A 19,050-nucleotide genomic window follows, 5' to 3' on the forward strand; every position below is an offset into this window, starting at 1 on the left:
AGGCGGGCTCAGAACTTGTATTTGATGCCAGCATAAAGCGCGCGGCCCGAACCGGGATAGAACACTGCGGTGTTGGCTGTCCGCGCGTCGGCCACGGTGCTGAAGTCGCTCACATAGCGCTTGTTGCCGAGATTGCGCGCATCCAGGAACACCGTCACGCCGCGCTGGAATGCGTAGCTGGCCTGCAGGCCAAATAGCACGTAGCCAGGCGTGCGCAGCGTGTTGGCGTAGTCGACATAGGCGCCGCCCGGCACCCAGTCGATGGTCCCGGCAACGCGCAGCCCGGCCGCGCGGCTGTAGGCAACGGTGGTGCGCAGCACGTGCTCGGGTACGCCGGCGATGCGGTTGTTGCCGTACTGCGGATCGTTGTCGAAGCGGAAGTCGCTGTAATTCCACAGTTGCGACAGCGTGAGCTTGTCGCCGGAGCCGAACAGGTTCTGCAGCACGTCGCCGGAGACGCCGAGCTCCACGCCTTGCAGCGTGGTGCGGTTGGCGTTGAAGGTCGCGGCCGGGATGTTCGGGTTGGTGGTGTATTGCAGCAACTGGTCGCGCACCAGCGAGCGGTAGGCCGTCACGTCCCAGGAGTAACGTTCGCGCTTGCCCCGCGTGCCCAGCTCCAGCGTCCAGCCGCGCTGCGCGCTCAGCGGCACAAAGCGGGTGGTGGTGGCCATGGTCTGGCTCAGGTCGGTAAAGTCGGGTACGTCCGCGCTGCGCGTGATGTCGGCAAACGCCTGCACGTCAGGCGCAGGCTCCCACAGCACGCCGAATTTCGGGTTCACGCCGCTGTAGGTGGCGCTATCGGACTTGGCCGTGGGATTGGCCGGCAGGCCGCCGTAGTCCTGATAGCGGCGGACATTGCGGTAGGCCTTGGCACCGGCCATCAGCGCGATGGTGGGGGTCACGTAAAGGCGGTCTTCGAGATAGGCCTCGTAGTTGTACGCATCCTGCGCGGCGTTGAGCGTCTGCCCGCCGCGGTTGCCGGCGTTGTTGACGTACTGGCGCGCATCGTTGTTGCCGCCGAAGAAGCGCGCGCCGACGATGAGCTGGTTGCGCAGGCCGCCGATGGTCTGCGTGCCGGTGTAGCGCGGCGCGAAGCCATAGGTCCAGTAGTCCTGGTCGATGACCTGGAAGATCGGGTGGTACAGGCTCTTGTGAATGACCCAGGTGCTGAAATCGAGCTGGCCGCTGTCTAGCTTGACGGTGGTGACATTGGCCACGCGCTCGGTGCGCGTGTTGCGCGCCTGGTCGCCGGACAGCGCGGCCGGCGCGGCCTTCTTCGGATTGTTCAGCGCATCGGTGAGCGACAGCGCGCCGGGCAATTGCTGGTCGACGATATAGGCGCCCACATAGAAACGGGTTTCCACCGCCGGGTTGAACCGATAGCCGAAGTTGGCGTTGAACTGCTCGTACTGGCCGCGCTCGTGCGCACGGAACCCGTCCGAGTGGTTGACGCTCAGGCTGGCGAGAAAGTCGAAGGCGCCGATCTGGCGCGAGACCTGGCCGCTGGCGCGCGCCGTGCCGAAGCTGCCGCCATCGACGCGCACCTGGTTGGGCGCATCGGCGGTGAGCGCGGTGGGCGTGGTGAAGTTGATCGCACCGCCCAGCGTGGTGGTACCGTAAGCCAGCCCGTTGCCGCCCTTGTAGATTTCGGCCGCGTTCAGGCCGAGCGGGTCGATCTGGTAGTAGTCGCCGCTGCCGTCGGCAAAGTTGGTGGGGACGCCATCTTGCAGGAGATCCAGGCCACGCGCGTGATAGCCGCGCGCAATGCCCGAGCCGCGGATCGACAGGCGCAGTTCCTGGCCGTAGCGCTCCTGCACATACACGCCGGGCGCATCCTTGAGCACGTCGCGCAGGTTGCTGGCGTAGGTGTCGCCGTAGGACGCGGCGTCGACAAAGCCGACCGAGCCGGCCGTCTGGTCCAGTGCCTGTTGTTGCTGCTGCACGTTCGGCGCGGTGAGCGAGCCTGGGGCCTTGGCCGTAACGGTCGCCACAGGCAACGTGACAGTTGCATCGGGTGTGGCGGGCGCGCCAGCCTGTGCGAGCGCGGCGGTGGTGAATGTGGTGAAGGCGGCGGCGGGCAGGGCGGCGGCGCGCTGCTTCCAGTGTCTGGCTCGTTTCATGATTTCCCTTGTGGCGCCAGGCCTGCTTTGGGCCGCGCCTTTTCCTTTTAACCGTGCTTGGATAGCCGCGTACGATACGGAGGGAAGCCTGGTGTACGCTATGTGACACATTGCCGCAACGTGCACCCGGGGGCAGTCTGCCCGTCGCGGTGCGGCGTTTTGCCGCTTTGCGTGCAAGGGAACGCAAGACGGCCAACGGGCCGGCATGCGATGCATGCCGGCCCGTTGGCTTGGTAAGGCTTGGTGGCGCTTGATCGGACCTGGCAGGGCGCGGATCAGGCCGCCTGGCTAGCGCAATCGGCGCAACCCGCTGCGTGCGCGGCGCCATGGTTTGCGGCGTGCACGCCCAGCCCGGTGCGGCGGGTGGCGCGCTGCCACTTGGTCGCGCTGTCCTTGCCGATCTGCTCGCGCAGGCTGCGCGCGGCGGCGACCATATTGGCCAGCGCGGCTTCGGTTTCGGGCCAGGCGCGCGTCTTCAGCCCACAGTCCGGATTGACCCACAGCCGTTGCGGCGGAATGACCTCGCAGGCGCGTTCCAGCAGGTGCGTGATGGCTTGCACGCTAGGCACGCGCGGCGAGTGGATGTCGTACACGCCCGGTCCGATCTCGTTGGGGTAGTCGAACTCGCCGAAGCCTTCGAGCAGCTCCATGGCGGAGCGCGAGATTTCGATGGTGATCACGTCGGCGTCCAGCGCGGCAATGGCGGGCAGGATGTCGTTGAACTCGGCGTAGCACATATGGGTGTGGATCTGCGTTTCGTCCGCCACCGAGGCGGCCGAGATCTTGAACGCATGCACGGCCCAGTCCAGGTACGCGGCCCAGTCACCCTTGCGCAGCGGCAAGCCTTCGCGCAGCGCGGGCTCGTCGATCTGGATGATGCGGATGCCGGCTTGTTCCAGGTCCGAGACCTCGTCGCGGATCGCCAGCGCGAGTTGCAGCGTGGTGGTGGCGCGCGGCTGGTCGTCGCGCACGAAGGACCATTGCAGCATGGTGACGGGGCCGGTGAGCATGCCCTTCATCGGACGGTCGGTGAGCGATTGCGCATAGCGCGTGGTTTCCACCGTCATCGGCTCGGGGCGGTACACATCGCCGTAGATCACCGGCGGCTTGACGCAGCGCGAGCCATAGCTTTGCACCCAGCCGTTTTCGGTGAAGGTGTAACCGCACAGCTGCTCACCGAAATACTCGACCATGTCGTTGCGCTCGGCTTCACCGTGCACCAGCACGTCCAGGCCGAGCGCTTCCTGCTTGCGCACGGCGGTCTCGATTTCTCCGCGGATGCGCTGCAGGTAATCCAGCGCGCCGATGTCGCCGCGGCGGTAGGCGGCACGGGTCTGGCGGATCGCCGGTGTCTGCGGGAAGGAGCCGATGGTGGTGGTCGGCAGTGCCGGCAGCTGCAGCGCGGCGCGCTGGTGTTCGATGCGGGTCTGGAACGGGCTCTTGCGCTCCGCCATGGCAGCGGTGACTGCCGCGACGCGTGCCTGCACCTGCAGGTTAACCACGCGGCGCGAGCTGCGGCGCGAGGCCAGCGCGGCATCGGCGGCGGCCAGCTCGGCGGCGACCGCTGCCTCGCCTTCGTTCAAGGCGCGGGCCAGCACGCTGACCTCGGCCAGCTTCTCGGTGGCGAAGGCCAGCCAGGTCTTGATTTCCGCATCGAGCTTGCGCTCGGCCTCTAGCGAGACCGGTACGTGCAGCAGCGAGCAGGACGGCGCGACCCACAGGCGCTCGCCCAGTTCGGCATGCAGCGGTGCCAGCGCGGCCAGCGCGCGGCGTAGGTCGGTGCGCCAGATGTTGCGGCCGTCGATGACGCCGGCGGACAGCACCGCGCCGGCCGGCAGCACCTTGCGCCAGGCGTCGAGCTGCTGCGGCGCGCGGACCAGGTCGATGTGGAAGCCTTGCACCGGCAGGGCGGCGGCGCGCGCGGCGTGGTCGGCGGCGCTGTCGAAGTAGGTAGCCAGCAGCAGCTTGACGCCGGACCTGGCCAGTTCGGCGTAGGCGCTGTCATAGGCATCGAGCCATGCCGGCTCCAGGTCCAGGCACAGCGCGGGCTCGTCGATCTGCACCCATTCGATGCCACGTTCGCGCAGGCGGGCCAGGATGCGGCCATAGGCGGCGACCAGGCTGGGCAGCAGGCTCAGGCGGTCGAATCAGTCCACGTGGGTCTTGGACAGCCACAGGTAGGTGACCGGCCCGATCAGCACCGGCTTGGTCTTGAGCCCCAGCGCCAGCGCTTCTTCCACTTCATCGAAGAACCAGTCCACGCCGCCGTCGAAATGGGTATCGGGGCCGAGTTCCGGGACCAGGTAGTGGTAGTTGGTATCGAACCACTTGGTCATTTCCATGGCGGGCTGGGCCTTGTTGCCACGGGCCAGCTCGAAGTACTGGGCCAGGCTCAGCTGCGTCGGGTCGAAGCCGAAACGCGTGGGCAGGGCGCCGAGCAAGGCGCTCAGGCCCAGCACCTGGTCGTAGTAGGCGAAGTCGCCCACCGCCACGCCGTCCAGTCCGGCTTGCGCCTGCGACTGCCAGTGGCGCTGGCGCAGGCCGGCCGCTACCTGGCGCAGGCTGGCCTCGTCCGTTTCGCCGCGCCAGAACGCCTCCTGGGCGAATTTCAGTTCGCGCTGGGCGCCGATGCGCGGAAATCCAGCGATATGAGTGCGTGCCATGCAGTGCTCGGTATTGGGAATGTGACGATGGCGCACAGTGTGGAATCCAGCGTAAAATGAATCAAGCGATAAGATTTAATCAACGTATGAGTCAATTTCATATCACGCCATCCCGGCGCCATGTTTCACATTCCAGGAGCAAACCGTGATCGAAGTCAGGCACCTGCGCTCGTTGGTAGCGATTGCCGAATCCGGCAAGCTCGCCACGGCCGCGGAGCGCGTGCACGTCAGCCAGTCGGCGCTGTCCCATCAGATCAAAGGCATCGAGGCGCACTACGGCCTGCCGCTGTTCGACCGCACCCGCCAGGGCCTGCGCTTCACGCCGGCCGGCGACCGGCTGCTGGCGCTGGCGCGCGAGACGCTGGCGGCCATCAGCACGGCCGAGCGCGACCTGGCCCGGCTCAAGGGCGACACGCGCGGCGAGCTGCGCATCGTGCTGGAGTGCCATACCTGCTTTGACTGGCTGATGCCCGTGATGGACGAATTCCGCCGGCGCTGGCCGGAGGTGGAGGTGGACCTGGTGGCGGGCTTCCACGCCGATCCCCTGGCGCTGCTGGCCGAGGGCCGCACGGACATGGTGATCGGCTCGATGCCGCCGGCCAAGCGCGGCCTGGCGGTGGCGCCGCTGTTCCGCTTCGAGATCCTCGCGGTGATCGCCAACGAGCACCGGCTGCGCAACAAGCGCCGGATCGAGGCGGTCGACCTGGACGGCGAAACGCTGATCACCTATCCGGTGCCGGAGCAGCGCATCGACCTGATCCGCGAAGTGCTGGAGCCCGCCGGCATCAAGCTGCAGCGGCGCACCGCCGAGCTGACGGTGGCCGTGCTGCAGCTGGTGGCCAGCCGCCGCGGCGTGGCCGCGCTGCCCAACTGGGGCGTGAAGAACTACGTCGACCACGATTACGTGCTGGCCAAGCGCATCGGCGCCAAGGGTTTGTGGAGCGAGCTCTATGCCACCACGCCGGCGCCGCTCGCGCAGCGCCCCTATGTGCGCGACTTTGTCTCCATCGTGCGCGATACCTGCGCGGCCGAGCTGGATGGGATCGAACTGCTGCCGGAGGGCGAATAAGGGGCGGCCCTACTGCACGAGCTGCCCGCTGCGCTCGGCCACGCCGATGCGGGCCTCGGTGCCCGCGTTGAATTGCAGGAAATCGGCTTCGATGCCGTCGCTGAAGATCACGCCGGTTTCCGGCATCAGCGAGCGCAGCACGATCTGCTCGCCGCGCGGCACGTTGCCATAAACCAATGTGGCCTGGCTGGCGCGGCTCGGAAAGGGCTCGCGCACCGCAAACACCAGCCGGTCGGTATCCCATGGCAAGGGTTGATAGGCTACGTCGGCGCCACCGTCTGGCTGCGCAATGGCGCGCGCGCCGGTGACGATGCTCTTGAGCCAGGCAGTGGAGCCAAGTCCCGTGGAGACAATGACGCCGCTCGACGACTGCACCTCGCTGCGCGCGCCGAGCTGGATCTCGTAGCGCGCCGAGGTGTGGCTGCGCGGCCCGATAAAGAAGTCGTTGACCGCGTACAGCACCTGCTGGTCCGACAGTTCGGCGCGCGCCATGGTGACCGGGCGCGCGGGGCGGCGGTCCTGCATGGCTTCGGCCAGCACACGCGCCAGGTCGCCCACCTTGAATGGCAGCAGCACGCCGTCGTGGCGCGCCGGATCCGGGTTCACGCCGATCAGCGGCTGGCCATTCAGGTATTTCATGGTGTTGGCAACCAGGCCGTCCTGGCCCAGGGCCACCACGATGTCCTCCGGGCCGAACAGGAAGTTGGGCAGGAACTGGCGGTCCACCACCTGCCGGCGCAGGTAGCGCGACAGCACGGCGGCCACCTGTTCGCGCGCAGCAAGATAGGTGTCGTGCTCACGCTGGTAATCGGTGATGTCCGCGCCGAGGTGTTCCAGGTAGAAGCGTGCCTGCGCCAGCGAGTGGTAGCGCGCCAGCAACTCTTCCAGCCGTGTTTTGCGCGTCACCAGCACTACCTTGCGATCGGCGCTTGCGCTCATTGTTTTGGCTCCTTTTTCTCTTAACTACTTAATACCGCTTAAAGCGTCTTGAAGCGTCTTGAAGCATCTTGAAGCTGCGCTGATCTTCGGTTATTTTGCGCGGCCGCTGCTCTGCGGTGCCAGCAGCGACTGAAGCAGTTCCGGCGACATATTCAGCTGCCCGATCTTCTCGGCCTTGTCGGCAATCCCGCCGAAGGCCTGCGCGATCAACTGGCCCGGCGCCATGCCCGATGCGGCCAGCGCCTGCACGATGCGCGCGTCGGCGCCCTGCAAGGCCTGCATCACGGCGCCCAGGCGGTGTGCCTCGGCCTCGGCGGTGGTGCGTGTGTTGTCGGCCTCCAGGCCCACGAACTCCTTGCGGCGCGCTTCCAGCGTGATCTGCGCCTCCATGGTGCTGGCCTCCAGTTCCGCCTGCTTCTTCTGCACCGCGGCTTCGGCTTCCATCTGGGTTTCGCGGATCGTGCGCTGCTTGAGCTCCACCGCGACTTCGGTGTCGAGCTCGCTCTCCTTGATGGCGCGTTCGTTTTCCACCGCGGCATTGCGGCGGGCGTAGATGGCGTCGTCGGCGGCCTTCAGGATCTGCTCGCGGACCTCGGCTTCCAGCGCCCGCGCGGTTTCGGCGCGCGGCTTGACGGCCACCATCGAGAACGACAGGATTTCCAGGCCGAGGGCCAGCACGTCCGGATGCGCCTTGAGCGCGCCTTCGACCTGGCGGGCCATGCGGTCGGACGCCTGCAGCGCGGAGCGCAGCGTTTCGGCGCTCACGGCCTGCTGCACCAGTACCTCCACCACGCCCTCGACGCGGGTGCGCAGGTTCTGCGGATCCTCGGAGATGTAGTTGCGGCCGTCCGGCTTGAGCGCGAAATTGAGCATGGCGGCCGTCTTGCGCGGCTCGGTGATGCGGTAGGAGAGGTTGCCTTGCACGGTGACGGACTGGAAGTCGGTCGTGATCAGCTCGAAGATATACGGCAGGATCTGGCTGCCCACGGGCACCGCAACGAGGGATGTGGTGGGCGCGTAGTAGTAGAACGACTGGCCGCTGCCTTCGCGGATGATCTTGCCGCTCTTCATCTGCATCAGATAGGTGGTGGGATCTGCCTTGATGAATCGGATGCCGAACATGGTGGTCCTTTCCGGTGGTGTTGTTGGATTCGCCCGTGCTGGGCGCCTGGCATTAAGTGTGTCTGTGCCACTAATATAAGTGTGGCTGAGACACTTGTCAATCTATAATCCGGCGTGAATGGCTTGAACCGCTCGAACCGCTCAAACCACCTCCTTCCAGGAACGCCCGCCCTATGACTAAACCCACCACCGCCGCATTCCCGCGCCCCTTGACCACCGTCGACGTGGTCATCCTGACGATCCGTGCGGGGGCGCTGCAGGTTCTGCTCGTGCAGCGGCCGGAACAGTCCGGTGAGCCATTTCCCGGGCAATGGGCCTTGCCGGGCGGCTTTGTCGATATCGAACGGGACCAGGATCTACAGGGCTGCGCGTTGCGCAAGCTGGCGGAGAAGACCGGGGTCAATAGTCCCTATCTGGAACAGGTAGGCAGTTGGGGCAGCGCCACGCGCGATCCGCGCGGATGGTCCACCACCCATGTCTACGTTGCCTTGCTGGCGGATGACACGCTGGCCTTGCAGAAAGGCGGCAACGCCGCCGACCTGCGCTGGGCGCCGGTGGAGGGTGATGGCGTGGGGATGCCGCTAGCCTTTGATCACGCCACGCTGCTAAGCGCGGCGCTCGGGCGCGTGCGGGGCAAGACCGAGTACACGTCGCTGCCCGCGCATTTGCTGCCGGCCGCGTTCACGTTAGGCGAACTGCAGCATGTCTACGAGATCGTGCTGGGCCGCCCTCTCGAAAAAAAGGCCTTCCGCACCCGCATGCTCGCCGCGGACTTGCTGGAAGACCTGGGCGCCCAAAAAGAGACCGGGCGCCGCCCGGCCTCCTTGTACCGCTTGCGCGAGCAGGCCGGCCTGGTCTACTTCACGCGCAGCTTCGAGCAGCGCTGAATCCGGTGGGCGCGGTGCCGGACTGCGTACCGGGACCCGTTCTTTGGCGACGGCCTAGGCCAATGCCAGCGAAGGTTCCACCGCGTCACGCCATGCCTCGACGTGCGCCGGCGCCTCGGCAGCGCGCTCGCCCGGCGCCGCAATCTCGAAGACCTCCAGCACGTCCACGCCGTTTTCCAGCCGCCTGACGAACAGATCCAGCCGGTCCGCATCTTCCGCTCCGACCGACAACGTGAGCTGGTAGGGCGCGGCCGCTTGCCCGAAGCACAGGTCGATCAGGTGCAGGCCGGTGCGGCGGGCGTTGGCCAGCGTCCATTCGACGGCGCCGAAGAGGTCAGTGCGGTCCAGCCGCAGGGCGAGGTTCAAGGTTGACATGGTATCGGCGGCAGTTTGTTGGGGTTTGTGGCCGGGAAGGCATGCGACAAATTTACCAGCGCCACCTCAGAATGGGCTTCTTTATTGCCTCCAGTTCTGATCAATTTGGAGATGAATTAACTGTTGATGATAGAGTTATGGGTGATTCCTTCCTTATCATCGGCAGAAGACATGGCAACCTCCCCAAAACTGGACGAAACCGACCGCCGCATCCTGCGCGCGCTGCGGCGCGACGGCAGGCTCTCCAACCTCAAGCTGGCCGAGCAGGTCGGCTTGTCGCCCACGCCGTGCTGGAACCGCGTGCGCGCTTTGGAAGAAAGCGGTGTGATCGAGGGCTATGCGGCCCTGCTGAACCAGAAGGCGCTCGGCCTGCCCGACACCGTGCTGATCGAGGTCACGCTGGACCGGCATGACGACGACATGCTGGATCGCTTCGGCGAAGCGCTGGCCGAATTGCCGGAAGTGATGGAAGCGTACCTGCTCACCGGCGAATACGATTACCTGATCAAGGTGGCGGTGGCGGGCACGGAAGGGTACGAGGAATTCCTGCGCCACAAGCTCTACAAGCTACCGGGCTTGCGGCACAGCCATTCCACCTTCGTGCTGCGCTGCATGAAACGGGAACCGTCAGTGGCGCCTTGAGTGGCCCGATGGATGGGGCCTCAGGCGTCCGGGCGGTCCCAGGTGTCCGTGGACATCAGGTCCGCGAGCGGGCGGCCCTGGCGCCAGCCTTCCAGCTCCAGCATTGGCGCGGGGTAGAAGGCTTGCACGGGGCCGAGACAGAGAATGGCGATAGGCTGGCCACCCGGCGGCAACCGCAATAGCGCAGCCAGCGCGTCGGGCGCGAACATCGAGACCCAGCCCAGCCCAAGGTTTTCCACGCGCGCCGCCAGCCAGAGGTTTTCAATGGCACAGGCCGCCGAGCACAGCGCCATCTCGCGCGGCATGGTGCGCCGGCCAAACACGGTGCCGTCATCCGGTGCCATTGCCACCACCAACAGCTCGGCGCACTCGCGCACGCCTTCCACTTTCAGCCGTAGGAACTCGCCATCGCGCTCGCCCAGCGCCACGGCGGTCTTCTGCCGTTCGGCCTCGACCAACGCGGCGATCTCTTTGCGCAAGGCGGCATCGGCGACGCGGATAAAGCGCCACGGCTGCATCAGCCCCACCGAAGGCGCGCTGTGCGCAGCCCTCAGCAGGCGCATCAGGACAGCTTCATCGACCGACGCGCCCGCAATGAAATGCCGCATGTCGCGGCGCGACGCGATGAGACGATAGAAGCTCTCCTGTTCCTCGGGCGAGAAAACGGCGGAGTGGCTTTCGGTCAGGGGTGGGGGCATCGCGGGGCGCAAGGGCAAAAGCCGGCATTGTATGCCTGTGCGAAGCGGCGGATCGCAAGGTGGGCTTGCGAGGGAAACGGTCAGGACTTAGCGCTGCGTATTTGCGCTGACACGCTCGACGTTACTCGAGCCAAGGATTCACCAGGCTCAGGCCTATTCCTTCGAAGTCCTTGCCGTTGCGAGTAGCAAGCACGGCGCCGTGGTGACGGCAAATAGCTGCAATTTGCGCATCTGCCATGCTGACGGGCCGTCCAGATCGTTCCCGCTGAGTTACGACTGCGGCGTAATGGGGGGCCGTATGTTCGTCGAATGGAAGTACCATGCCCGCGAATTCATCTTCGATCATTTGGAGTGCCGCCTCCTGGAGCCCGCCTTTCCTGCGCCCTTCGGGCAAACGGGCAATGCCATATAGAAGTTCAGCAACAGTCACCGCAGTAATCGCGTATTCATGTTGTGAGTGCAGGTCGAGCCAACGTATGACCGCTGGCTCAGGCTGGCCTCGCATGAATTCGGATAGCACATTGGTATCGAGTACGATCATTCGGGTAAATCCGCGGCCCGCGGTTGGTCGTCGCGCGGTGGAAGCTCGAGCCCTGGATCGGACAGGCTTGCGAATCGCTGGCGCAGTCGACTTCCAAATGCGCCGGGGCCAGGGGGTTTGTTCAGCGCACGCCGCAGAATGGCGCGAACTTCCTCTTCCATCGAGTGGCCGTGCTGCGCGGCCTCCATGCGCAAACGTGCCTTGAGTTCCTCATCCACATGACGGATGGTCAGTGTCGCCATGTCAATCTCCTGTGCTAGCAATGCATGCAATGCTAGCACGGGACGCAGATTGGTTCACTACGCCGTATCCAGGCGCGCCTCCAACGCCCGCCCGGCAACCCGGCCGCCGCCAATCACCTCGAATCCCCGCGCCAGATCCGCTAGCAGGTCATCCACATCCTCCAGCCCGATATGCAGCCGGATCACCTGGCCGCGCCTGGACCAGTCGGTGACGCTGCGCGCGCCGCGCATGTCGGCGACCACGGCGAGGCTTTCGAAGCCTCCCCAGGAGGCGCCGATGCCGAACAGTGCAAGGCTGTCGATGAAGCGTTCGGCGGCGTCCGGTGCCGCGGCGCGCAGCGAGAACGACAGCAGGCCGTTGGTGCCGCGGCAGTCGCGCTGCCACAGCGCGTGGCCGGGGTCGCCGGGCAGGGCGGGGCAGAAGATCTCCGCCACTTCGGGGCGGGTGCGCAGCCAGTGCGCGACCGTCAGCGCGCTGCGCTCGTGCTGGGACAGGCGCGCGCCGAGGGAGCGCATGCCGCGCTGGACCAGGTAGGCGTCGTCCGGGCTGACGCTGATGCCGAAGGCGTCGGCCACCGCGGCGAGTGCGGGCCAGGCGGCTTCAACGGTACAGACCGTGCCCATCATCACGTCCGAATGCCCGGACAGGTATTTGGTCGCGGCCATCAGGGAGATATCGGCGCCGAGCGCAAGGGGCTGGTACAGCAGGCCGGAGCCCCAGGTGTTATCAGCCGCCACCAGCGCGCCGTGCTGGTGGGCGATGTCGGCGATGGCTGGCAGGTCACACATTTCATAGGCCAGCGAACCGGGTGCCTCTACGTATACCAGCCGGGTTTCGCGCCGCAGCCTGGCTTGCAGGTCGTGGCCATCGGCCGCGTAGAAGCTGGCGGCGATGCCGTGCTGCGCCAGGAAACCTTCGGCCAGCTTGCGCACCGGCTCATACACGCAATCGGGCAGCAGCACGTGCTGGCCGGGGCGCAGGTAGGCCAGCAGCGTCATCGCGGCGGCCGCCAGCCCGCTGGGGAACAGGCGCGTGCGGTAGCCGCCTTCCAGCTCGGTGACCATGTCTTCGAGTGCAAACGCCGTGGGATTGCCGCGTGCGCCGTAGGTAAACAGGCGTTCGCTGCCGCGCCGGGAGCGCATTTCGCGCATCTGCGCCACCGAGTCGAACAACACGGTGCTGGCGCGCACCACGGGCGGGTTGACGGGCTGTCCGCCATCCACGGCGCTGGCGCGGCCCGCATGCGCGAGGTGGGTAAGGATGCTGGGCTTCATGGCTTGGCCTGTTGGGGTGCCGCGCCAGGGTGGCGCGGCTGGTGTGACAACTTGCGGTGGCAGGCAGCAGCAAGAGCCATGCCGCCTGCACCGGCTGCGAGCGGATCAGTCCACGCGGGCGCCGGAGAGCTTGACGATCTGCGACCAGCGCGCGATGTCGCCCTTGAGCTGCGCGGCGAATGCCTCCGGCTTGTTGCCCACCACGTCGCTGCCGCCTTCGTTGATCAGCTTCACCACCTCCGGCATCTGCAGTACCTGCACGATGGCGCGGTTCAGGTAGGCGACGCGCTCGGGCGAGGTGCCGGCGGGGGCGAACACCCCGTACCAGTCCTCGAAACGGGCATTGCGATAGCCCAGTTCCTCCAGCGTCGGCACCTTGGCGAACACGCCCAGGCGGCGCGGACTGGTGACCGCCAGTGCGCGCATGCGGCCGGCCTGGATAAAGCCTGCCACCGAGGAGGTCGAGGTGATCAGCACGTTCACCTGCCCGCCCAGCAGGTCATTGATGGCCGGGCCGGCGCCCTTGTAGGGCACGTGCTGCAGGGCGATGCCGCTATCCTTGTCCAGCACCACGCCGACCAGGTGCGAGAGCGTGCCGTTGCCGGGCGTGGCAAAGGTGATCTTTTGCGGCTGGGCCTTGGCCTGCGTGGCCAGTTCGGCAAAGGTCTGCCATGGCGCGTTGGCCGCTACCACGATGGCCAGCGGAGCCGCATTGATTTGGGTGACCGGCGTGAAGTTCTTGATCGGGTCGAAGCCAGGCGCGCTGTACAGCGTCGGGTTCACCGCCATGACCGACACCTGCGAGGTCAGCAGGGTGTAGCCGTCCGGCTTGGCCTCGGCCACGAAGCGCGTGCCGATATTGCCGCCGGCGCCACCGCGGTTGTCGGTGACGGCGGTCTGCCCCAGCACTTCGCCGAGCCGCGTGGTGACAATGCGCGTGACGGCATCGTTGCCGCCGCCAGCGGGAAACGGCGAGACAAAGCGCAGCGGCTGCGAGGGAAAGCCGCCGACCGGCGCGAGTGGTTGCGCGCTGCCGGGGGCGCCGGCCATGGCGAGGGTGATGGTGACGGCGGTGGCGAAGGTGCGGGTCAGGACTTGCTGGATGCGTGGCATGAAAAACCCCTGTGATGTAGAGAGATGTCAGAGCGAAGGGGGCTGGGCAGGTTTTTCGTGGGCCCGGTGGCCGGTCTGGCATACCGGTCGCTGCCACTTGCCTCTTGCCCCTGTGTCCCCGGCATGCCGGGGTGTCCCCTTGGCGCTGCACCGTCGAGCCGGATGGGAATCAATGCCTCGCGACTCGCCTTGCCAGCCATGCGCACGGTTGCCCGCCGCGAGGGGCGGGAGGTGGCTGCGTGACTGGCTCGGTCGCTGATGGCGGGTCATGTCGGAAGGACGCTGTGCGGATCAGGCGAAGCGGAAAGTGGCCAGTTCCTGAGCGTCGAGCTGGCCGATCAGGTTGGTTTCCCAGGCCAGGTAGCGGCGCGCGGCTTCCTTGTTGCCGTCGTGACGGTCGTGGACGAAGAACAGGAAATCGATGCAGCGCGCATCGGGCAGGCTGCTTGCCGCGTCGCCATGCCCGGCATCGCTTGCCAGCGCATGGCCCGCCGCCTGCCAGGCGCCCGCGCCACCGGCGAGCAGCCTGATGTCGCTATAGCCCAGTGCGGCCAGTTCGGCGGCGGCCAGCGTGGCCATGCCCGGTTGATCGTCATCGCCGATCAGCACGATTGGCGTGTCGCGCGGCACGCCGGCGAGATCGCGGGCAAACACCGGGCGGATCGACCAGCGGCTGCCCGGCACGTGCCCGGCGCGATACGCCATGCTGGCGCGCACGTCGAGCGCCAGCAGCCGCCGCACGGCCAGGCCAGCCGCCAGCGCGGGGGCGTCGATGCCCGGCAAGGCACGGGAGGGCGCCACGGGGCCGGTGGGCGCGGCGAGGCCGTAGGCAAGCGCAGCCGCAAGCCCGCCTTCGAGCGCCACGGCGTCATGGCCCATCTGGCGCAGCCAGCTCGCCACCACCGTGGCGCGCACGCCATCGGCATCGATCAGCACGAGGCGCGCGCGGCGCACGCCCACGTATTGGTCGGTGGCCTGCATCAACTGGCCGCCCGGCGTGTTCTGGGCGCCGGGCACGGAGCCGGCGCTGTATTCCTCCGGCGTGCGCACGTCGCACAGGAAGGTGGTGCGCGAGCGGTCGTTCAGCCACGCGCCCGCTTCGGCGGCGTTGATGTGCGGCACCGCAAAGCGCACCGCCATCGTTTGCGCGGCGGCCCGGGCCGCGTCCAGCCCCGCAGGCGCGGCGCTGTCGGGATAGCGCCGGGTGCCGCCGTGCTCCAGCTTGTAATCGTTCAGGTACCAGCCCTGGGTGCCGTTTTCCAGCGCGAACACGGGGTTGGGCACGCCGAAGTTGATCAGGGTTTGCGCGCCGATGATGCTGCGCGTGCGGCCGGCGCAGTTGACCACGATCGGCGTGGCCGGGTCGGGCACCAGGTCGCGCAGCCGGTAAGCCAGCTCGCCGTTGGGGCAGCAGATGGCGCCGGGGATATTCATCTTGCGGAATTCCGCCACGGGCCGGCCATCGAGCACCACCGGGGCTTGCTCGCCTGCCTGCATGGCCGCCAGCTCCGCGGCCGAGACGCGCGGCGTGCCGTAATGGTGCTCGGCCAGCTCGCCGAAGGTCTTGGAGGGCACGTTGACGCCGGCGAACAAGGCGTAGCCGGCGGCCTGCCAGCCCGGCACGCCGCCGTCCAGCACGATCAGGCGGGTGTAGCCGAGGGCGGCCAGTGCCTGCGCGGCGCGCGCTGCCACGCCGTCGCCGTCGTCCGCCAGCACGATGCGCGCCGCGGTGTTGGGGGCCAGGCGGCCGATATCCAGCTCCAGCCGGCTAAAGGGGAGTGGCACTGCGTAGAACGGATGGCCTTCGCCATATTGGCCATGCTCGCGGATATCGAGCAGGGCGATCTCGTCCTGGTCGTGCAGCCAGCCCTTGAGGGTGACCGGGTCGACTTGGGTGTAGCGGGTGTCGGGCGTGTTCAGGATGGCGGGCATGCGTTTGTTCAGGCAAAAAGGGGGCCAGACCTCCTGGCCGCACGCGGGCGGGAGGCAACTGGAAATGCGTTGGAGATGGGCTTCGGCAGAAGCCGGGAGGTGGGTGTTGGCGGTAGGGCGGGTTAGCGCTGCACCTCCCGGGTGCCGTTTAGCGGCGCGTCTTGACGCCCACGCTCATGGCCTGGCAGCGGCCGGTCTCGAGGTCGTAGGCGGTGCGCCCGGTCAGGGTTTCCAGCGCGCGGCCGTACATGTGCAGGTGGCGGATCACGGATTCGCCGCGGATCTCCACCGAGTGGATGTCGTCGGGCAGCAGCGCGATGCCCGACCCCGGGCCCACTTCCACCGTGTGCGAGTGCTTCAGCGTGCCGACGCCCGGCTCGCTGCCATCGTCGGTGCGCAGGTAGACGTCGTTGTACTCGGTGCCCACCACGCCGGCCACGCAGGCCCAGGTGGTGTGGTCGTGCGGGGGGATGCGCTTGCCGGGGCGCATCACGTTGAGGTACAACGCGAAGGTCTGGTCGGGGTCTTCTGCGATCAGGTAGCGGGCCTGGCGCTCGCCTTCCTCCGGTGGGGCGAATTCGCTCTGCGCCCACAGGTGCGGCATGGCCGCGAGCTGCTCGACCTGGCCCAGCACGCTGGCCAGCGATTCGCGGGTGACGCCGCCGCTGGCTACGATTTCCTTGATCGATTGAATTGTGTCCCCGACGGCGGCCTGGCGTTGTTGTGCGATCGACATGTCTCTAGAATCCTTGCTGAGTCTTGATGGTTCTTGGTTTGCGGTGTGGTGCATCACCTTGCATGGTTTCACTGTAATGAAGGCTGGCACCTGAAACCACTTAATCACCCATGAAAATACTTAAGCAAGTCTAATGAATGCGTAATCTCGATCTGGACCTGTTGCGCACCTTGGTGGCCATTGCCGACCACGGTACCTTTGCCGCCGCGGCGCAGCGGCTGCACCGCACCCAATCCGCCGTCACCCAGCAGATGCAGCGGCTGGAGGAGCAGGTGGCGCTGGTGCTGTTCGAGCGGCACGGGCGCGGCAAGCAGCTCACGCGGCACGGCAACAAGCTGGTGGAATACGCGCGGCAATTGCTGAACCTGAACGACGAGGCGCTGCGCGTGCTGCGCGAGGGCGACCTGACAGGCTCGCTGCGGATCGGGGCGCCGCACGATGTGGCCGACACGATCCTGCCGCCGCTGCTGTCGCATATCGCGCGTGCCTCGCCTGCCCTGCGGCTGGAGATCCATGTGGGGCGCAGCCCCTTCCTGATGGAATCGTTGCGGCGGGGCGAGATCGACCTGACCGTTTCCACCCGGGAAGACACCAGCCTGGACGGCCTGGTCTTGCGCACCTCGCCCACGATCTGGGTTTGCGCGGCGGATTTTGCCTATGAGAGCGGCAGCACGGTGCCGCTGATCCTGGCTGACGAGCCCAGCCTGTTTCGCAAACTGGCGCTGGATGCACTGAAGGAGGCCGGCGTGCCCTGGCGCGCGGCGTATTTCGCGCCGAGCCTGATCGGCATCAAGGCGGCGATCCGCGCCGGGCTGGGGATCACGGCGCGCAGCATCGACCTGCTGGGTGCCGACATGCGGGTGCTGGGCGACAAGGACGGGCTGCCGCGCCTGCCCGATGTGACGTACTACTTGTGGGCGCGGCCCAATGCGGCCAACCCGGTGGCGCGGCAGGTGTTTTCCATGCTCAAGATCACCTTGCAGCGCGGTATCACGGCCGTGTGAAGGTGGCTTGAGGTCGGCTTGAGCTTGGCTTTGGGGGAAGGGGACGCTGCGGTCCCTCAGGCTGCCGGCGCAAGCCGGAAGGCACCCACCGCCTCGGCAAGCTGGCGCGCCTGCGCTTCCAGCGATCCGGCCGCGGCGGCCGCCTGTTCCACCAGCGCCGCGTTCTGCTGGGTGACGGCTTCCATCTGTGTCACCGCCTGGCTCACCTGCACGATGCCGGCGCTTTGTTCCAGCGACGCCGACGAGATGTCTTCCATGATCCGCGCCAGGCGGCCCACGGCGTTCACCGTCTCGCTCATGGTCTGGCCGGCCTGGGCGACGAGCGCGTTGCCGGCGCCCACCTTGCTGGCCGAGTCGTCGATCAGCGACTTGATCTCCCGTGCCGCGTTGGCGCTGCGCTGCGCCAGTGCGCGCACCTCGCCCGCTACCACGGCAAAGCCGCGGCCCGCCTCGCCCGCGCGCGCCGCTTCCACGGCGGCGTTGAGCGCCAGGATATTGGTCTGGAAGGCAATGCCGTCGATCACGCCGATGATGTCGGCGATCCGCTGCGAACTGCTGCTGATGTCGCCCATGGTCTGGACCACGCCGCGCACGTCGTCGCCGCCGCGCGTGGCCAGCCGCGCCGCTTCGGCGGCCAGCGCGCTGGCCTGGCGCGCGCTCTCGGTGTTGTTGCTCACCGTGGAGGTGAGCTCCTCCATGCTGGCCGCGGTTTGCTCGAGCGATGCGGACTGCTGCTCGGTGCGCGAGGACAGGTCGGTATTGCCGGCCGCGATCTCGCGCGCGCCGATGTTGACCGAGTCCGAGCTGGCGCGCACCTGGCTGACTGTGCGCGTGAGCGCCACCTGCATGCGTGCCACGGCGGCCAGCACGCGGCCTACCTCGTTATTGCCGGCGGCAGTAGTGGGATGGCTCAGGTCGCCTTGCGCCACGCGGTCGAGGTGCTCGGCGGCCGTGGCCAGCGGCGCCACGATGGCCGCGCGCAGCCCGAGGTGCACCGCGACGATCAAGCCAAGCGCGGCGGTGATACCAACCACCACGAGCCTCACCACCCATTGGTAGCGCGAGCGGCTAGTCTCGGTTTCCTGCTGCGTCAGCTGGCTCGCCTGTTCCTGGAAGCGCTCGACGCCCACCGAATACTCGGCCCCGGAGGCGGTGATGTCGCGCTCGTTGATGGCCGCGTAGGTGGCGGGGTCTCCCGCGCGCAAGGCGGCCAGGGCTCGCTCGACCGTGCCGGCATGCCGGCGCGCGGCATCCGCGACCTGTCGGCGCTGGGCGTCGTCCTGGCCTTCCTGGGCGGGCGTGGCCTCGAAGCGCTGCAACGCCTCGGCCGAGCGCTTGAGCGATTTGCCGGCGGCATCGAGTGCGCTGGTGTTGACTTCAGTGCTGCCCTCGCGGGCCGAGGCGTAGGCGCGCGCGAGCGCCGAGCGTGCCCGGGTCATGTCCTTGTACGCATCGTTGAGCAGCAGGGCGCTGGCGGAGAGTTGCTCCACGCGCCCGGTCGCCTGGTCCGCGGCGCGCAGCGCGAGCACGCCAACGCCCGCGCCGAACACGATCATGCAGGCAAAGGTCACCAGGACTGCCAGCAGGGCAGTGCGCACGCTCAGGTTTTTCATCATCGTCTGGAACAGGGGTTTGAGATCACTGGGCTAACGGACGGCTTTGGCCGGACTTGACCGAGGCCGGCGCGCGGAC

Annotated in this window: 16 protein-coding genes and 1 pseudogene; 4 read left to right on the forward strand and 13 right to left on the reverse strand. The window is 67.2% G+C overall.

What is annotated here, in order from left to right; genetic code table 11:
• Window positions 1–8: 8 nt before the first annotated feature.
• Window positions 9–2,120, reverse strand: a complete 2,112-nt coding sequence (locus tag AB4061_RS05100; RefSeq protein ID WP_441631518.1) for a TonB-dependent receptor family protein — start codon at window positions 2,118–2,120, stop codon at window positions 9–11.
• Between the two features lie 275 nt (window positions 2,121–2,395).
• Window positions 2,396–4,783, reverse strand: a pseudogene (gene metE, locus AB4061_RS05105) (5-methyltetrahydropteroyltriglutamate--homocysteine S-methyltransferase).
• 145 nt (window positions 4,784–4,928) lie between these two features.
• Here metE and AB4061_RS05110 point away from each other — a divergent pair.
• Window positions 4,929–5,852 carry a LysR family transcriptional regulator gene (locus AB4061_RS05110; protein ID WP_441631520.1) on the forward strand — a complete coding sequence of 308 codons (924 nt, stop codon included), beginning with the start codon at window positions 4,929–4,931 and terminating at the stop codon, window positions 5,850–5,852.
• Between the two features lie 9 nt (window positions 5,853–5,861).
• Here the strand turns inward: AB4061_RS05110 and AB4061_RS05115 are convergent, their stop codons facing one another.
• A complete protein-coding gene (locus AB4061_RS05115; RefSeq protein ID WP_441631522.1) occupies window positions 5,862–6,791 on the reverse strand; it encodes a sugar kinase in 930 nt (309 codons plus the stop codon).
• Between the two features lie 90 nt (window positions 6,792–6,881).
• The gene (locus tag AB4061_RS05120) at window positions 6,882–7,913 is read right to left on the reverse strand and encodes an SPFH domain-containing protein (RefSeq protein WP_416052707.1); all 1,032 of its coding nucleotides are present in this window, start codon (window positions 7,911–7,913) and stop codon (window positions 6,882–6,884) included.
• A 173-nt stretch (window positions 7,914–8,086) separates the two neighbouring features.
• Between AB4061_RS05120 and AB4061_RS05125 the strand changes: the two genes are divergently transcribed.
• Window positions 8,087–8,800 carry an NUDIX hydrolase gene (locus AB4061_RS05125; RefSeq protein WP_441631524.1) on the forward strand — a complete coding sequence of 238 codons (714 nt, stop codon included), beginning with the start codon at window positions 8,087–8,089 and terminating at the stop codon, window positions 8,798–8,800.
• A gap of 54 nt (window positions 8,801–8,854) precedes the next feature.
• Here AB4061_RS05125 and AB4061_RS05130 read toward each other — a convergent pair whose 3' ends face one another.
• Window positions 8,855–9,175, reverse strand: coding sequence for a hypothetical protein (locus tag AB4061_RS05130; RefSeq protein ID WP_441631526.1), 321 nt, complete (start codon window positions 9,173–9,175; stop codon window positions 8,855–8,857).
• A gap of 171 nt (window positions 9,176–9,346) precedes the next feature.
• On the opposite strand from AB4061_RS05130, the gene AB4061_RS05135 reads away from it, so the two are divergent.
• Complete coding sequence (locus AB4061_RS05135) at window positions 9,347–9,817, forward strand: Lrp/AsnC family transcriptional regulator (protein WP_045240794.1); 471 nt, start codon at window positions 9,347–9,349, stop codon at window positions 9,815–9,817.
• Window positions 9,818–9,837: 20 nt separating this feature from the next.
• Here the strand turns inward: AB4061_RS05135 and bluB are convergent, their stop codons facing one another.
• From bluB to AB4061_RS05170, 7 genes are all read right to left on the reverse strand, one after another.
• Window positions 9,838–10,515, reverse strand: a complete 678-nt coding sequence (gene bluB, locus AB4061_RS05140) for a 5,6-dimethylbenzimidazole synthase (protein WP_441631528.1) — start codon at window positions 10,513–10,515, stop codon at window positions 9,838–9,840.
• A gap of 121 nt (window positions 10,516–10,636) precedes the next feature.
• Window positions 10,637–11,056: a type II toxin-antitoxin system VapC family toxin gene (locus tag AB4061_RS05145; protein WP_441631530.1), complete on the reverse strand. Its 420-nt coding sequence runs from the start codon at window positions 11,054–11,056 to the stop codon at window positions 10,637–10,639.
• Complete coding sequence (locus tag AB4061_RS05150) at window positions 11,053–11,298, reverse strand: FitA-like ribbon-helix-helix domain-containing protein (protein ID WP_174425893.1); 246 nt, start codon at window positions 11,296–11,298, stop codon at window positions 11,053–11,055. The genes AB4061_RS05145 and AB4061_RS05150 overlap by 4 nt, the downstream gene beginning before the upstream one ends.
• A 57-nt stretch (window positions 11,299–11,355) precedes the next feature.
• A complete protein-coding gene (metC, locus tag AB4061_RS05155) occupies window positions 11,356–12,573 on the reverse strand; it encodes a cystathionine beta-lyase (protein WP_441631533.1) in 1,218 nt (405 codons plus the stop codon).
• A gap of 105 nt (window positions 12,574–12,678) precedes the next feature.
• Window positions 12,679–13,686 (reverse strand): Bug family tripartite tricarboxylate transporter substrate binding protein, encoded by a 1,008-nt coding sequence (locus AB4061_RS05160; RefSeq protein WP_441631535.1) that lies wholly within the window; start codon window positions 13,684–13,686, stop codon window positions 12,679–12,681.
• 291 nt (window positions 13,687–13,977) lie between these two features.
• Window positions 13,978–15,618, reverse strand: coding sequence for a rhodanese-like domain-containing protein (locus AB4061_RS05165; RefSeq protein ID WP_441631537.1), 1,641 nt, complete (start codon window positions 15,616–15,618; stop codon window positions 13,978–13,980).
• Window positions 15,619–15,766: 148 nt separating this feature from the next.
• Window positions 15,767–16,354 carry a hypothetical protein gene (locus AB4061_RS05170; RefSeq protein ID WP_441631539.1) on the reverse strand — a complete coding sequence of 196 codons (588 nt, stop codon included), beginning with the start codon at window positions 16,352–16,354 and terminating at the stop codon, window positions 15,767–15,769.
• Between the two features lie 137 nt (window positions 16,355–16,491).
• Here AB4061_RS05170 and AB4061_RS05175 point away from each other — a divergent pair, with 137 nt between their 5' ends.
• Complete coding sequence (locus AB4061_RS05175) at window positions 16,492–17,358, forward strand: LysR substrate-binding domain-containing protein (protein ID WP_441631541.1); 867 nt, start codon at window positions 16,492–16,494, stop codon at window positions 17,356–17,358.
• A gap of 56 nt (window positions 17,359–17,414) precedes the next feature.
• Here the strand turns inward: AB4061_RS05175 and AB4061_RS05180 are convergent, their stop codons facing one another.
• Window positions 17,415–18,971 carry a methyl-accepting chemotaxis protein gene (locus tag AB4061_RS05180; protein ID WP_441631543.1) on the reverse strand — a complete coding sequence of 519 codons (1,557 nt, stop codon included), beginning with the start codon at window positions 18,969–18,971 and terminating at the stop codon, window positions 17,415–17,417.
• Window positions 18,972–19,050 lie beyond the last annotated feature (79 nt).

This window comes from Cupriavidus sp. YAF13 (assembly GCF_052113425.1).
Taxonomy (GTDB): Bacteria; Pseudomonadota; Gammaproteobacteria; order Burkholderiales; family Burkholderiaceae; genus Cupriavidus.

Excerpts from the sequence above, each read along its gene's own strand:
- AB4061_RS05100 (WP_441631518.1), bottom strand. The coding sequence starts at position 2,120 with ATGAAACGAGCCAGACACTGGAAGCAGCGCGCCGCCGCCCTGCCCGCC.
- AB4061_RS05115 (WP_441631522.1), bottom strand. The coding sequence starts at position 6,791 with ATGAGCGCAAGCGCCGATCGCAAGGTAGTGCTGGTGACGCGCAAAACA.
- AB4061_RS05120 (WP_416052707.1), bottom strand. The coding sequence starts at position 7,913 with ATGTTCGGCATCCGATTCATCAAGGCAGATCCCACCACCTATCTGATG.
- AB4061_RS05125 (WP_441631524.1), top strand. The coding sequence starts at position 8,087 with ATGACTAAACCCACCACCGCCGCATTCCCGCGCCCCTTGACCACCGTC.
- AB4061_RS05130 (WP_441631526.1), bottom strand. The coding sequence starts at position 9,175 with ATGTCAACCTTGAACCTCGCCCTGCGGCTGGACCGCACTGACCTCTTC.
- AB4061_RS05135 (WP_045240794.1), top strand. The coding sequence starts at position 9,347 with ATGGCAACCTCCCCAAAACTGGACGAAACCGACCGCCGCATCCTGCGC.
- bluB (WP_441631528.1), bottom strand. The coding sequence starts at position 10,515 with ATGCCCCCACCCCTGACCGAAAGCCACTCCGCCGTTTTCTCGCCCGAG.
- AB4061_RS05145 (WP_441631530.1), bottom strand. The coding sequence starts at position 11,056 with ATGATCGTACTCGATACCAATGTGCTATCCGAATTCATGCGAGGCCAG.
- AB4061_RS05150 (WP_174425893.1), bottom strand. The coding sequence starts at position 11,298 with ATGGCGACACTGACCATCCGTCATGTGGATGAGGAACTCAAGGCACGT.
- metC (WP_441631533.1), bottom strand. The coding sequence starts at position 12,573 with ATGAAGCCCAGCATCCTTACCCACCTCGCGCATGCGGGCCGCGCCAGC.
- AB4061_RS05160 (WP_441631535.1), bottom strand. The coding sequence starts at position 13,686 with ATGCCACGCATCCAGCAAGTCCTGACCCGCACCTTCGCCACCGCCGTC.
- AB4061_RS05165 (WP_441631537.1), bottom strand. The coding sequence starts at position 15,618 with ATGCCCGCCATCCTGAACACGCCCGACACCCGCTACACCCAAGTCGAC.
- AB4061_RS05170 (WP_441631539.1), bottom strand. The coding sequence starts at position 16,354 with ATGTCGATCGCACAACAACGCCAGGCCGCCGTCGGGGACACAATTCAA.
- AB4061_RS05175 (WP_441631541.1), top strand. The coding sequence starts at position 16,492 with ATGCGTAATCTCGATCTGGACCTGTTGCGCACCTTGGTGGCCATTGCC.
- AB4061_RS05180 (WP_441631543.1), bottom strand. The coding sequence starts at position 18,971 with ATGAAAAACCTGAGCGTGCGCACTGCCCTGCTGGCAGTCCTGGTGACC.